This window comes from uncultured Proteiniphilum sp. (assembly GCF_937873925.1).
Lineage (GTDB): Bacteria > Bacteroidota > Bacteroidia > Bacteroidales > Dysgonomonadaceae > Proteiniphilum.
In genome coordinates this window covers 1-12,435 of record NZ_CALNAT010000172.1, presented here as the reverse complement: position 1 = coordinate 12,435, position 12,435 = coordinate 1, and the positions used below count along the sequence as shown (strand labels likewise).

Genomic DNA, 12,435 nt, shown 5'->3' with positions numbered 1-12,435 from the left:
ACCACCGGAAGTCTCCTCTTCCTCTTATCTAAAAAAAGAGAATCAAAGGGAGTAACGTCAAAGGTTACTTCCTTTTTTAATAAAGAGGGTTGCCGGTGGAATCTCATCCTTTACAAACATCTGCAGTGCGCGATCTTACCCGGGGAGGTATTTTCCGGCAATTGCTCACGTTGGCCCTTCCATTGATGGCGATCAGCTTTATCCAGATGGCCTACAATCTGGTGGACATCATCTGGATAGGGCGATTGGGCAGCCAATCGGTCGCGGCAGTAGGTGCCGTCGGGATGCTCATGTGGATGATGAATTCGGTGGCGCTTATTTCCAAGGTAGCCGCCGAAATCTCCATCGGGCAATCCATCGGCGCCCGGCGATTAGACCAGGCGTCGCTCTATGCTTCCCATACCACCACTATCGCCATACTGTTGGGGCTTGTTTTCGGCTTATTTTTCCTTCTTTTCCCCCACCCCTATATATCTTTTTACAAACTGGAACAGGAGATTGCGATGGAAGCGACCGGATACCTGCGGATCATCTCCTTAGGGATCCCTATTATGTTCCTGATTCTCAATTTTTCCGGCATCTACATCGGTTCCGGACGGAGTGACATTCCTTTTTATTTCAACGCTACCGGCCTTGTTTTAAATATTGTACTGGATCCGCTGCTGATCTTCGGGGCAGGTCCTTTCCCGGTCATGGGAGTAAAAGGTGCGGCGCTGGCTACCATCCTGTCCCAGGGGGTGGTGCTTCTGCTGTTTGTACGGCACCTGAAAGGGAAGAACGGATTGTTGGGGAAATTCCCATTTCTGATCCGCCCACGTAGAAGGTATACCCTGAATATCCTGAAATTAGGACTGCCAGTTGCCGCCATGAATACCTATTTCGCATTCATCAATATGAACCTGGCCCGCATAGCATCGCTGTACGGGGGACATCTGGGTATCACCAGCCAGACTACCGGCGGACAGATTGAAGGAATCACATGGAATACCTCCACCGGATTTTCCACCGCACTGGGGAGTTTTGTGGCGCAGAACTTTGCCGCCCACAAGATAAACCGCGCCAACAGGTCTTTCCGTTACACTTTGATGATGATGGGAGCATTGGGGATCACGGTAACACTGGCATTTGTGCTATACGGAGAAGGGATCTTTTCTGTTTTCGTACCCGAAAAAGCAGCCTACGAGGCCGGGGGTGAGTATTTATTGATCATAGGGATCTCTCAGGTCTTTATGATGCTGGAGATCACTACACAAGGTATGTTCAACGGTTTGGGCAGAACTACTCCCCCCGCCATCATCAGTATTGTCTTCAACACGTTACGGATCCCTATCGCCCTGATACTGGGCACCCGGATGGGGGTGACCGGAGTATGGTGGGCCCTGTCCGTCACCTCCATATTCAAAGGGATCATCCTGTTTACCTGGTACCTGATCCTGCAGAAAAGGCTGTCTTCCGAACCCACCCCAAAAATGTCGTAAATTTCAATTCTATTTTTGCCTGAAAATAAAGGGAATGGGGGTCTTAATGGTCTGGGCAAGGAAGGGAAAATCAGTGGCAGGAACTACCATTAGAGTCTAATAAGAACCTATTGAAACGTGGGATACTACCTCAATGAAGTTTTGGTCTTCCAGGGGATTGTGCAAAGTGTATTGCAGGTGAATAATATACTTTTTCTTTAAATGCGGTTATGCTTTCAGCATTGAGATTACCAAGTCTGACAACTATTTTATTCTCTCTATCTAACAAAGAAATTACATGAATTTCTATCTCATCGACTATTTTCTTATTCGTGCTATTGAGCATAAACCTATTAATTGTATCCATTATTTGACTTAATTCGGTATATGAATATTTTTTTTCCTGCAAGAGAAAATGTTCATTACCAATTCTCTCGATAATATCTCTTTTTGCCGTTAATGAGTCGCCTATAATATTAATAACGAGCCTACCTGTAGAATCCCTAAATGCCCCAGCATAGTATTCCGGATAATCGGAAGCACGAACGTTATCAGAATTTTCCTTTTTAAAGGAACTCATTAACTTTTGAAAGTTACCTGAAGATATCCTTATTATCTCTTCTTTAGTATTTTTTGATTCTTTATTTTGTTTATTGCAATTGACAAACATAAACATAATAACAGGGAATAACATATAGCTAAGGAATCGTTTCATCATATCAATATAATACATTTGCACTCACACAGTGCAATATTTTCGTATTTTTGCACTATAATAGTGCCATTTCGTTTTTATTTGTGTCAATACCCAGGCAAAAACAGGCCGATATCGGTTACGGGTAAATTGAAATGATTGGCTACATACCGGTTGACCATCTTTCCGGCATACATGTAAAAACCGGAAGCAAAGCCGCGGTCGAACCGGGCAAAATGCTCGGTACCCCCACAATCGGCCATGGCGGAGAACATCGAAATAAAAATATTGCTTAAGGCGATGGAAGCAGTGCGTGCTACACGCGAACTGAGGCTCATCTCACAGAAGTGTAATACGCCGAATTTCTCAAAAACTGTCGGATGGCCGGGCAGGCAGGCTTCCATGGTAGTTTCGAAACATCCTCCCTGCGCCATCCGCGCATCGATGATAACGGCTCCTTGTTTCATCTCCCTGATCAGGTCATTGGAAATGCGGTAAAAGTGGGTTTTGTTGATATATTGCATGGCGCCGATCACCACATCGGCAGAACGGAACACATTCCTGAGCACATTGGGTTGGAACGTGGAGGTGAACACCGGCCGGCCCAGTTCATGGCGGATAGTGCGCAACTTGTTGATATCGTTGTCGAATACCTTCACCGACGCTCCCAGCGCCAACGCCGTACGCGCGGCCATGGTCCCCGCTACTCCCGCCCCGATAACCACTACCTCGGTAGGTGATACGCCGGGGATGCCTCCCAGCAAGATGCCTTTACCACCGTGGGCATTGCTCAACAGTTCTGCCGCCAGGGCAATGGAATAAGTACCTTCGATCTCGGATATGGATGTCACAAACGGGGATATACCCGTATTATCGTAAAAAAGCTCATATGCCAGCGCGTTGATCTTTTTCCCGGACATCAATTCCAGCAGAGGAACGGACAATTGATGAATATGGAGAAACGAAAAAACGGAAGCCCGCGGCCGCATCATAGTGACCTCTTCCAGGGTGGGAGGTAATATTTTCAGGATCAGGTCGGCCCGGAAAATCTCTTCGGCACTGTCGGCGATTTCGGCTCCCGATTCGGCGTAGTAACTGTCGGTGTAGTTAATGGTAAGTCCTGCCCCCGCTTCAACCAGCACTCTGTAACCTGATTCTACCAGCAACGACACGGTCTCGGGAGTCAGCGGCAGCCGTTTCTCAAGTTTCTGATTTTCCCGGGGAACCCCAATCACCACGGACGGTCTCTGCTTTTCGACTTTTTGCAGTAGTTCGCGCACGACAAACGAGGTGCTTTTTTGGGAATCGTATATCATTGAGTCCTTCTGTTTTTTAATTGTTCCTTGATACCGCGCACCGTTAAATGAATTTCCTCTTTCGTGATCATGCGGTCTATATGGTAAACGATCTGCGCTTTATTGTAATAACACTCCCTGCGGGCTAAATGTTCCGTAATAAAGGGAATAAGTTCCTCCTTCGGCTTCCCGGCAATGAGCGGCCGGACGGTTTTTGACGCCAGAAGACGGTCAGCAAGTTCTTCGGGATGGGCTTCAAGGTAAATGGTAACGCCGGCACGGTTCATCACCTCCATATTGTCGAAAAAACAGGGAGTCCCCCCACCTGTAGAAATCACTATATTTTCAAATTCGGCCACTTCTCTGAGAACCTGGCTCTCTATTTTCCGAAAACCCTCCTCCCCTTTCTCCGCAAAGAGAACGGGAACCGTTTTACGATATTTATTCTCGATATAGGCATCCAGATCGACAAAAGAGAGTGAAAACGACCTGGCCAGTCGTTTTCCTATGGTAGTTTTGCCGGAGCCCATATAACCTACAATAAAAATTCGTTCCATACAATTTATACTTTTTCAAGTTTTATTGCCCTATTTCAAGTCCTTATCGAAATAGTTCCGTCTCCACAGCAACACACGTTACAACAGGGGGGCGAAAAGCCGCATAAACGATTCTATAAAGCGCTTCAATACAGGGCGATTAGACCATTCCCTCATAGAAACCGTCTCTGAAAAGCGCTGATCTTCGACAAAGATATCGCCGGCCTGCATTCCCAGTTTTTTATCATAAATAAATGCTTCCACTTCAAAATTCTGCTCGAAACTACGTGAATCGAAATTGGCAGACCCGACCAAAGTAAGCGAACCGTCGAACACCATCATCTTGGAATGCAGAAATCCTTTGTGGTACATATATACTTTCACTCCGCTTTCCAGCATCATATCGGATCGTTTGGACATCATGACCCTCACATCGACGCCTCTGGTGGCAGCCGCCTGTAGTGCGTCGATCATCGCATCAGGAGGCAGGAAATAGGGAGTCTGGATAAAGATAGATTTGCGGGCATCATAAATGGCCTGCATAATCCCGTAAGAGATCTCGTTATATACACTTAAAGGGCCGCTGTTCACTATCTGCATGGGACATTCCCCATAATTTTCCAGCACAGGAAAATAGTCGCGTGACGTGATCAGCGTCTGCGATACGAAATACCAATCGATCAGAAAGACCGACTGCAATCCCTGCACTCCCTTACCCTCGATCCGGGCATGGGTATCGCGCCAGCATCCCCAGTCAAAACCTTTCAGATAACGGTCGGCAACATTCATTCCGCCCACATAGCCTATCCGCCCGTCGATGACCACTATCTTACGGTGTGTCCGGTAATTGAGCCTCGAAGTTAGTGCCGAGAGGCTCAACTTTAAAAAAGGTTCGGTTTCGATTCCCGCTTTCCGGAAATCCTCAAAGAATTTTCTCTTTGCTTTCCGCGACCCGAAACTGTCGTAAATGATACGTATCTCCAGTCCTTCTTTTGCCTTGCGGATAAGCGCCTGCTGGAATTTGAGACCCAGTTCGTCGTCGAGCAGCACATAATACTCTATATGGATATGTTTTTCCGCCTTCTCGATATCGGCAAAGAGATTTTCAAATTTATCCTCCCCACAGGTGAACAGCTTCACATCATTTCCTCCCAGTAAAGGAGTATAATCCAGATTTTGCAGCAGACGGATAAGGTTAGTATGCCCTTCGGGGAAAGTGTGTTCTACCACGGTCTCCATCCCGTCGAGCGGGCGCTTCTTCAGTTTACTGTACATCCGTCTGGAGATCACTTGTTTTTTGGTGGCGTCCTGTCCGAAGAAGGCATACCAGATAATACCGATAAAAGGAAGGAAAACCACCGCCAGTACCCATGCCACTGTTTTGATGGGATTCCGGTTTTCCGAAATCACCACCACTACGATACTTGCCACAGTGAGCAGGTAGAGTGTCTCGATGATCAGAAGCAGTGTACTGTTCAGTTGTATATTCATAACCGGTATTTTCCTTCTTCAATGTCTTCCAGTATATTCAGGTATGAATGGTAGCGGCTTTCACTGATATGGTGATTTGCCACCGCCTCCACCACAGCACAGCCGGGTTCGTTGAGATGCAGGCAGTTGTTGTATTTGCAATTTTTCGAAACCGTGAATATCTCAGGGAAATAGTGGGACACCTCAGCCCGGCTCATGTCGATGGTACCGAACCCCTTGATGCCTGGGGTGTCGATCAGGAATCCGCCGTTCTTCAATTCGATCATTTCCGAAAAAGTGGTGGTATGCATCCCTTTGTGATGATAACCGGATATCTCACTCACCTTTTGCGCCTCATCTCCCACCAAAAGATTGACGATACTCGATTTCCCTACTCCCGAATGCCCTGCCAGCAGGACTGTTTTTCCTTCGGCAAGCGCCTCTAATTGGTCTTTTCCTTCACTCGTCACTATCGAAGTTTTCAAACACCGGTAACCGATCGTGGAATAGAGGTGTATCAATGCATCCAGGTATCCATGCTCCTCTTCATCATAGAGATCGATCTTGTTAAAAATGAGGTATACCGGAACTGAATAGGCTTCGGCAGTGACCAGGAACCGGTCGATGAACACTGTTGTGGTCTCGGGATGACTCACGGTGATGCAAAGAAATGCCAGGTCGATATTGGCAGCCAGGATATGTGAGTATTTAGAGAGGTTGGAAGCTTTGCGGACGATGTAATTCTTCCGTTCCGCAATATCAGTGATAAAAGCGGTGCCGTCGGGGTTCCGATCCATAAAGACCCTGTCGCCCACCACAATGGGACTTGTGCTCCGGATCCCTTTGAGCCTCAGATTCCCTTTTGCTATCCCAATGATATCGTTACCGTCATCATCGCGTACCAGATAAGAGTTCCCGGTATTCCTGACAACCAGCCCCTGCAACCCCCTCTTACCGCTTTCCTCTCCGCCTTTTGCCATCAAACGGTAAGTATCTCTTTCTCCTTTTCGGCGAACATCTCATCCACTTTCCTGATATATTTGTCGTGAAGTTTCTGTAGTTCGTTCTCGCCGTCTTTCCCCATATCTTCCGCCAAACCTTCTTTGACTGCTTTTTTCACTTCGTCGATCCCTTCACGGCGTGCATTACGGATGCTGATCTTCGCCTCTTCTGATTCCTGTTTGGTCTGTTTCACCAGTTGTCTACGGCGTTCTTCCGTAAGCGGCGGTATGCCTAAACGGATCACCTCTCCGTTATTTTCGGGTGTGATACCCACGTCGGAGTCCTGAATAGCTTTTTCCACTACTTTCAACATCGCTTTTTCCCAAGGCTGGACTATGATGGTCTTCGCATCGGGAGTGGTAACCGTTGCTACATTCGACAGCGGGACAAGACTACCGTAATATTGCACCCGTATGCCGTCCAGAATACGGGCGTTGGCGCGGCCTGCACGGATACGTGAAAATGTTTCGTCCAAGAATTCGATGGTTATCTGCATCTTTTCTTCGGCTTCTTTTCTGATTGTCGTTGTTTCCATAACTATCTTCAAATAAATTTAGTCGATTTCAGATCTTATTGCATTATTTCAATCACTTTAGGCTATTGTCCATACGATTAAACTATTATTTCAAAGGTATCGTAGGGGACTTTTTTCCCTCTATTCACCTCTATCGGAATAGTTTTGGACAAAAATAGTGAAAAAATTTTAATTACCCTCTATTTCCGTCGGACGGATAACCTGACGAACAAGAAGGAGTGATACGGCATTGTCGGACCGGCAGACTAAACATGCACCAAAGTCCCGATATCTTCGCCTTCAATCACTCTTTTCAGGTTGCCGTATTTGTCCATATCGAACACCACGACGGGAAGGTTATTCTCCTTACACAGGGTTGTGGCAGTCAGATCCATTACTTTTAATCCGCGGTCGTAGACTTCATCGAAAGTAATGGTATGGAATTTTGTGGCGGCAGGGTCTCTCTCCGGATCGGCTGTATAGACCCCGTCAACCCGGGTCCCTTTGAACATGGCATCGGCCTCAATCTCAATTCCCCGGAGCGCGGATGCGGTATCGGTCGTAAAGAAAGGGTTCCCCGTACCGGCGGCAAGGATAGCGATTTCGCCTTTTTCCAACGATTCAATAGCTTTCCATTTGGAATAAAGTTCTCCTATCGGCTCCATACGGACTGCGGTGAAAACACGGTTCTTTTGTCCGACCGAGGTGAGCGCCGAACTCAGCGCGAGGCTATTGATCACGGTGGCCAACATTCCCATCTGGTCCCCTTTCACCCGGTCAAACCCTTTGGTAGCACCGCTCAGGCCACGGAAAATGTTCCCCCCGCCAATCACGATACCTATCTGGACGCCTGTCTGCGCCGCTTCCTGTATCTGTTCGGCATATTCCTGCAGGCGTTTTTCATCAATCCCATACTGCTTGTCGCCCATCAGCGACTCTCCGCTTAATTTGAGTAAAATCCTATTAAATTGCATATATCTTTTAAACTAAAAGTGAAAAGTGAAATTAGTTCTCTGGTTCATTGATAAAAGCGACCTCTTTGAATGCATACGTCCGCTCCTCCTCGGTATCCATCGTCTTCAATACCAGATGTCCGGAAGGGAGTACATCATCGATCTCAGCCATGAATCGGCCGTTTTTATCCTCATACCAATAATAACCGTTTACCCGGTAGAGGTCGAGCATATACTCATCTTCAATAACTTTAATTTCGCCTTTCTGAAAATCACGATAGAGCAGAAAAAATTCCCTTTGAAAAATATCGAGGATATAGTCCCGATCTTGTATTGATCCGGTAATCTGCCGGAGTGAAACGGGATTGGAAAGATCGGGGGGGAACATTTGCTGATTGACATTGATACCGATCCCGATCACTGAATTCGTGATGTATTTTTCCTCTATATCATTCTCTATCAGCATTCCTGCAACTTTTTGCTCTTTCCAGTAGATATCATTAGGCCATTTGATGCGGATATCGTCCGTAAACCGGTCGAGTGTATTCTTGACGGCCAGCGATGCGATACGGGAAATAATGAACTGTTCATTGGCCCGCACATTTTGGGGATAGATAAGCAGACTGAATAGCAAATTTTCCCCTTTCGAAGAAAACCAGGAATTCCCCATCTGTCCCCGTCCGCCGGTCTGGAAATCGGTAATAACCATCGAACCCTCTTCAAGTTGCTGCTCCCTGAGAAGTTGCTTTAAATAGACGTTTGTCGATTCTGTTTCTTCCAACCGGACTATCCGGCGATCTTTACTTAACTGTTCCATAATATTGTTGTTGCTGTTTTTTGGGCAATTTCTTTATAACCTCCTCCACAGAATGATCGATCCATTCCTTGAGTTCCTTGTCGGGCATATCCCCGTCTAAATAAATGGTGTTCCAATAGGTTTTGTTCATATGATAGGCCTCTTCCACGCATGCATACTTTTCACGCAGCGGGATGGCTTTCGCCGGGTCGCATTTGAGGCTGATGCAGAACCTATCTACATCCGTAGGGATCAATGCAAACATTTTACCCATCACCTTCATTACAATGGTGACCTCATCAAACGGAGTGGTTACCTCTGCCCCCTGAATGGATTGGCAATAATCAAACAGTTTCTCGATATTCATACGAACACTATTAATTTTTTAACACTATAGCCGTATGGAACTCGCATATCCATTATCTTATGTATATATTATCGTACATGCTCGTTTCATCTCCGCTTCCTGAAATTAAGAGGGGTCCGTATCCTGCCAAAGTTATGTTTTACAAAAAGGGTAAAAACGCATCTTCGATATGTTCCAATTCAAACTGCCGTTCATTCCATATTATGGCGATAATGTCGAACCGGGCCGGTTTATCAATACGATTTTTTTTAAGATAATGACTGGCAGCACGAACCATGCGCCGCATACGATACTCCCCGATAAAATCTCCCGGATCACCCCATTCCGTCGATGTGCGGGTCTTGACCTCCACAAACACGATAAAATCTTCCTGTTCCGACACGATATCGATCTCATAACCGGAAAAAGACCAGTTTCTCTCCACAATATGGTGTCCTTTCTTTTTGAGATAGGCTACCGCAGCCTCTTCACCTTTCCTCCCCAACTCATTGTGTTCGGCCATCTCTTTTTTAACAAAATAGCTTATAAACTTTGTAAAAATACAAATTTACACCGGAAACTCTTCTTTTTGGCGAAAATATTTTGTTTTTTTGCATCTGCAAAGGGAAAGGGGGTGCTTACACTGAGTAGATCCGTTTTCTGTGAAGCAGAAATTTCAATGGTTATTTGATGAGAACAAAGCAATACAAACCACAGGGTAAGATCAAGCCGCGCATAAAAAAGGCCGTGTTCATGCTCAGCGATGAGGAATACAGCCTGATTCATTTCTATCTGAAAAAGTATAAGATCACCAACCGTTCCCGATGGTTTCGTGAAACCGTTCTCAATCATGTGCTGAAAAATATGGAACAGGACTATCCTACCCTGTTCGAAGAGAATGAAATGAGGAGATGATTCAAAAATTCAAGATTTAAGATTCAAGATTTGGATTTCTGACTTCTAATGGGTAATTTGTAACTGATAATTAGCAATTTAAAACTGGTGCTGGACGATCAATATTTTATGCAGCAGGCTTTGCGGGAAGCGCACAAAGCATTCGAGAACGGAGAGGTTCCTGTGGGCGCGGTAGTCGTTGTGAATGATCGCATCATTACCCGTGCACACAATCTGACTGAGACACTGAATGATGTGACAGCCCACGCCGAGATGCAGGCAATCACAGCCGCAGCCAATGTGCTGGGAGGAAAGTACCTGACCGATTGCACCCTCTATGTTACGGTAGAACCCTGCCCCATGTGCGCCGGTGCGCTGCGGTGGGCGCAAATATCACGCATAGTATATGGAGCGTCGGATGAAAAACGAGGCTACTCACAGATTTCTCCTTATCTCCTTCACCCCAGGACAACGGTCACTTCCGGTATTCTGGCCGATGATTGCGCCGACCTGATGAAACTTTTTTTCGCCCGCTTCAGAAAATAATTCAGAAAATAAAATATTGAAACGAGCAGGATATCATTATCATACAAGATTATGATAGTACGCGAGTTCCATATGACCTTAGTGTTAAAAATAAATATTGTCATATGAAAAACAACACACAGTAAGTAGAATTTATTGTTTCCTCCTGTTGAAATTCCGTAAACAGCTACCAATAACCTATCAATAATTATTATCAAACAAAAGCCATGAGAAAAGCGTTAATACTATTCCGGAAATATCTATTTAAAAATCAGCAAATCAATTAAAAAAATCAACGTCAACGATTAATTTTATAAATTATGAGCAAAAAGAAAATAGCTGTATTGGTAGGCAGCTTACGCAAAGAATCGGTCAACAGAAAACTGGCAAACGAAGTCATCAGATTGGCTCCGGAGTCTCTGGAGTTGGAAATTGTAGAGATAGGTCAATTGGCGCATTACAATGAAGACCTGGAAGAGAACCCGCCCGCAGAGTGGGTCGAATTCCGCAAGAAGATCAGTGAAGCCGACGGATATCTTTTCTTCACACCCGAATATAACCGAACTACTTCAGGAGTACTGAAAAATGCACTTGATGTAGGATCAAGGCCATACGGGCAAAACAATTGGGGAGGTAAACCCGGGGCAGTGGCAAGTAGTTCCGTAGGGGCACTGGGAGGCGTATTGGCTAACCACACACTCCGTCAATCTATGGTGTTCATCGACGTTTATACGATGCAGCAGCCGGAAGCATATATCGGGGATTCCTGGCATTTGTTCGACGAGCAGAACCACCTGAAGAAGGAGGAGACCCGCAAATTCCTTAAAAGTTGGATAGACGCATTCGCCGAATGGGTATATAAGTTCTGAGAGATCGAAAGACCCGCAAAAAGTTTTCGCTCCGAAAGTAATACTGCTTCCGGAGCGATTTTTTTATTCAATTACATTAGTAGTCTTCGTGAAACAACATAATTCGGGAGATTATCAGAGTTTCGGCAATTTCCACGGAGCCCGGTAATTGGCTTTGATTAACCTGTTGGCTTCGTCGCTTCCTATGAACTTTCCGGCATCGTTATCCCAGTTCAGTGCGGTTCCGACGCGACAGGATATATTGGCCATATGGCTCAGTTTGGCCACTTCGGCACCAATGGCAATATCGGCATTGGGTAGTTCGCGCGAGCGCATACAATCGAGCATATTGCCCGCATGCAGGTATAGCCCTTTACCCGTACCGGTTCTTTTTTCTACCGCTTCCATCCGAAGCGTATTAGGTTTCCTCTCTTCATCGCATGGATAGCAATAGGGGAACGTACGGCTATTGATAGCTTGTTCGGGAACCACTTCCCAACCCTGCCGGGTAAGTATCAACGTACCGTTCTCACCGAAAAAGGCAACCCCTTCCCGAAGTCCGAACATCCCGGCGCCTATGCCGCAGGCATGATCCCACATAATATTGAAATCGGGATATTTATAGGTTACCATCAGCGTGTCGGGAGTCTCCATCGCATCATCCGGATAACCGTACTTCCCTCCCGCTCCATAAACATATGAGGGTAATCCCACGTTCATCCCTTTCATGGCGTAATCGAGCAGATGCACTCCCCAGTCGGCCATCAACCCGCCGGCATAATCCCAGAAGAAGCGAAAATTGTAGTGGAACCTGTTCTGGTTAAAATTGCGCTTTGGCGCCGGTCCCAGCCACATATCATAATCCACTCCCGCCGGCGGCGCCGAATCAGGCACTACCGGCAGTGTCCACTTACTGGTTTGATAGGCCCATACTTTTACGGTTCGCACGCGTCCTAATTCCCCGCTTTGTACGTATGCCGCGGCTTCGTCCCAGTGGGGATCGCTCCGTTGCCACTGTCCTACCTGCACGATACGGTTGTGTTTCCTGGTAGCTTTCACCATCAGGTCGCACTCTTCGATGGTATTGGCCAGCGGTTTTTCCACA

General features: G+C 46.3%; 15 protein-coding genes. 4 read left to right on the top strand and 11 right to left on the bottom strand.

Features of this window, described 5'->3' with window-relative positions:
• Positions 1-89: 89 nt before the first annotated feature.
• Positions 90-1,478 (top strand): MATE family efflux transporter, encoded by a 1,389-nt coding sequence (locus tag Q0502_RS11885; protein WP_298650981.1) that lies wholly within the window; start codon positions 90-92, stop codon positions 1,476-1,478.
• 130 nt (positions 1,479-1,608) lie between these two features.
• Here Q0502_RS11885 and Q0502_RS11880 read toward each other — a convergent pair whose 3' ends face one another.
• From Q0502_RS11880 to Q0502_RS11835, 10 genes are all read right to left on the bottom strand, one after another.
• Entirely contained in the window at positions 1,609-2,175 is a 567-nt protein-coding gene (locus Q0502_RS11880) for a hypothetical protein (RefSeq protein ID WP_298650979.1), read from the bottom strand.
• A gap of 83 nt (positions 2,176-2,258) precedes the next feature.
• Entirely contained in the window at positions 2,259-3,467 is a 1,209-nt protein-coding gene (locus Q0502_RS11875; protein ID WP_298650977.1) for an alanine dehydrogenase, read from the bottom strand.
• Entirely contained in the window at positions 3,464-4,003 is a 540-nt protein-coding gene (locus Q0502_RS11870; protein ID WP_298650975.1) for a shikimate kinase, read from the bottom strand. The genes Q0502_RS11875 and Q0502_RS11870 overlap by 4 nt, the downstream gene beginning before the upstream one ends.
• 78 nt (positions 4,004-4,081) lie before the next feature.
• Entirely contained in the window at positions 4,082-5,473 is a 1,392-nt protein-coding gene (gene cls, locus Q0502_RS11865; protein ID WP_298650973.1) for a cardiolipin synthase, read from the bottom strand.
• Positions 5,470-6,432, bottom strand: coding sequence for a ribosome small subunit-dependent GTPase A (gene rsgA, locus Q0502_RS11860; protein ID WP_298650971.1), 963 nt, complete (start codon positions 6,430-6,432; stop codon positions 5,470-5,472). The genes cls and rsgA overlap by 4 nt, the downstream gene beginning before the upstream one ends.
• Entirely contained in the window at positions 6,432-6,989 is a 558-nt protein-coding gene (gene frr / locus Q0502_RS11855) for a ribosome recycling factor (RefSeq protein ID WP_298650969.1), read from the bottom strand. The genes rsgA and frr overlap by 1 nt, the downstream gene beginning before the upstream one ends.
• 245 nt (positions 6,990-7,234) lie before the next feature.
• Positions 7,235-7,942, bottom strand: coding sequence for a UMP kinase (gene pyrH / locus Q0502_RS11850; RefSeq protein WP_298650967.1), 708 nt, complete (start codon positions 7,940-7,942; stop codon positions 7,235-7,237).
• Between the two features lie 31 nt (positions 7,943-7,973).
• Complete coding sequence (locus Q0502_RS11845; RefSeq protein ID WP_298650965.1) at positions 7,974-8,738, bottom strand: biotin--[acetyl-CoA-carboxylase] ligase; 765 nt, start codon at positions 8,736-8,738, stop codon at positions 7,974-7,976.
• A complete protein-coding gene (locus tag Q0502_RS11840) occupies positions 8,722-9,084 on the bottom strand; it encodes an MmcQ/YjbR family DNA-binding protein (protein ID WP_298650963.1) in 363 nt (120 codons plus the stop codon). Before Q0502_RS11840 ends, Q0502_RS11845 begins: the two co-directional genes overlap by 17 nt.
• A 139-nt stretch (positions 9,085-9,223) precedes the next feature.
• The gene (locus Q0502_RS11835) at positions 9,224-9,586 is read right to left on the bottom strand and encodes a YraN family protein (protein ID WP_298650961.1); all 363 of its coding nucleotides are present in this window, start codon (positions 9,584-9,586) and stop codon (positions 9,224-9,226) included.
• A gap of 167 nt (positions 9,587-9,753) precedes the next feature.
• Between Q0502_RS11835 and Q0502_RS11830 the strand changes: the two genes are divergently transcribed.
• The 3 genes from Q0502_RS11830 (at position 9,754) to Q0502_RS11820 (ending at position 11,351) form a co-directional block, all read left to right on the top strand.
• Positions 9,754-9,978 carry a hypothetical protein gene (locus Q0502_RS11830; RefSeq protein WP_298650959.1) on the top strand — a complete coding sequence of 75 codons (225 nt, stop codon included), beginning with the start codon at positions 9,754-9,756 and terminating at the stop codon, positions 9,976-9,978.
• 87 nt (positions 9,979-10,065) lie between these two features.
• Entirely contained in the window at positions 10,066-10,503 is a 438-nt protein-coding gene (locus tag Q0502_RS11825; protein WP_298650958.1) for a nucleoside deaminase, read from the top strand.
• Between the two features lie 299 nt (positions 10,504-10,802).
• Complete coding sequence (locus Q0502_RS11820) at positions 10,803-11,351, top strand: NAD(P)H-dependent oxidoreductase (protein ID WP_298650956.1); 549 nt, start codon at positions 10,803-10,805, stop codon at positions 11,349-11,351.
• A 114-nt stretch (positions 11,352-11,465) separates the two neighbouring features.
• On the opposite strand, the gene Q0502_RS11815 is transcribed toward Q0502_RS11820, so the two are convergent.
• A partial coding sequence (locus Q0502_RS11815; RefSeq protein ID WP_298650954.1) for a gfo/Idh/MocA family oxidoreductase occupies positions 11,466-12,435 on the bottom strand: 970 nt, incomplete at its 5' end.

Excerpts from the sequence above, each read along its gene's own strand:
- cls (WP_298650973.1), bottom strand. The coding sequence starts at position 5,473 with ATGAATATACAACTGAACAGTACACTGCTTCTGATCATCGAGACACTC.
- Q0502_RS11880 (WP_298650979.1), bottom strand. The coding sequence starts at position 2,175 with ATGATGAAACGATTCCTTAGCTATATGTTATTCCCTGTTATTATGTTT.
- Q0502_RS11875 (WP_298650977.1), bottom strand. The coding sequence starts at position 3,467 with ATGATATACGATTCCCAAAAAAGCACCTCGTTTGTCGTGCGCGAACTA.
- Q0502_RS11845 (WP_298650965.1), bottom strand. The coding sequence starts at position 8,738 with ATGGAACAGTTAAGTAAAGATCGCCGGATAGTCCGGTTGGAAGAAACA.
- Q0502_RS11870 (WP_298650975.1), bottom strand. The coding sequence starts at position 4,003 with ATGGAACGAATTTTTATTGTAGGTTATATGGGCTCCGGCAAAACTACC.
- pyrH (WP_298650967.1), bottom strand. The coding sequence starts at position 7,942 with ATGCAATTTAATAGGATTTTACTCAAATTAAGCGGAGAGTCGCTGATG.
- Q0502_RS11835 (WP_298650961.1), bottom strand. The coding sequence starts at position 9,586 with ATGGCCGAACACAATGAGTTGGGGAGGAAAGGTGAAGAGGCTGCGGTA.
- rsgA (WP_298650971.1), bottom strand. The coding sequence starts at position 6,432 with ATGGCAAAAGGCGGAGAGGAAAGCGGTAAGAGGGGGTTGCAGGGGCTG.
- frr (WP_298650969.1), bottom strand. The coding sequence starts at position 6,989 with ATGGAAACAACGACAATCAGAAAAGAAGCCGAAGAAAAGATGCAGATA.
- Q0502_RS11830 (WP_298650959.1), top strand. The coding sequence starts at position 9,754 with ATGAGAACAAAGCAATACAAACCACAGGGTAAGATCAAGCCGCGCATA.
- Q0502_RS11840 (WP_298650963.1), bottom strand. The coding sequence starts at position 9,084 with ATGAATATCGAGAAACTGTTTGATTATTGCCAATCCATTCAGGGGGCA.
- Q0502_RS11820 (WP_298650956.1), top strand. The coding sequence starts at position 10,803 with ATGAGCAAAAAGAAAATAGCTGTATTGGTAGGCAGCTTACGCAAAGAA.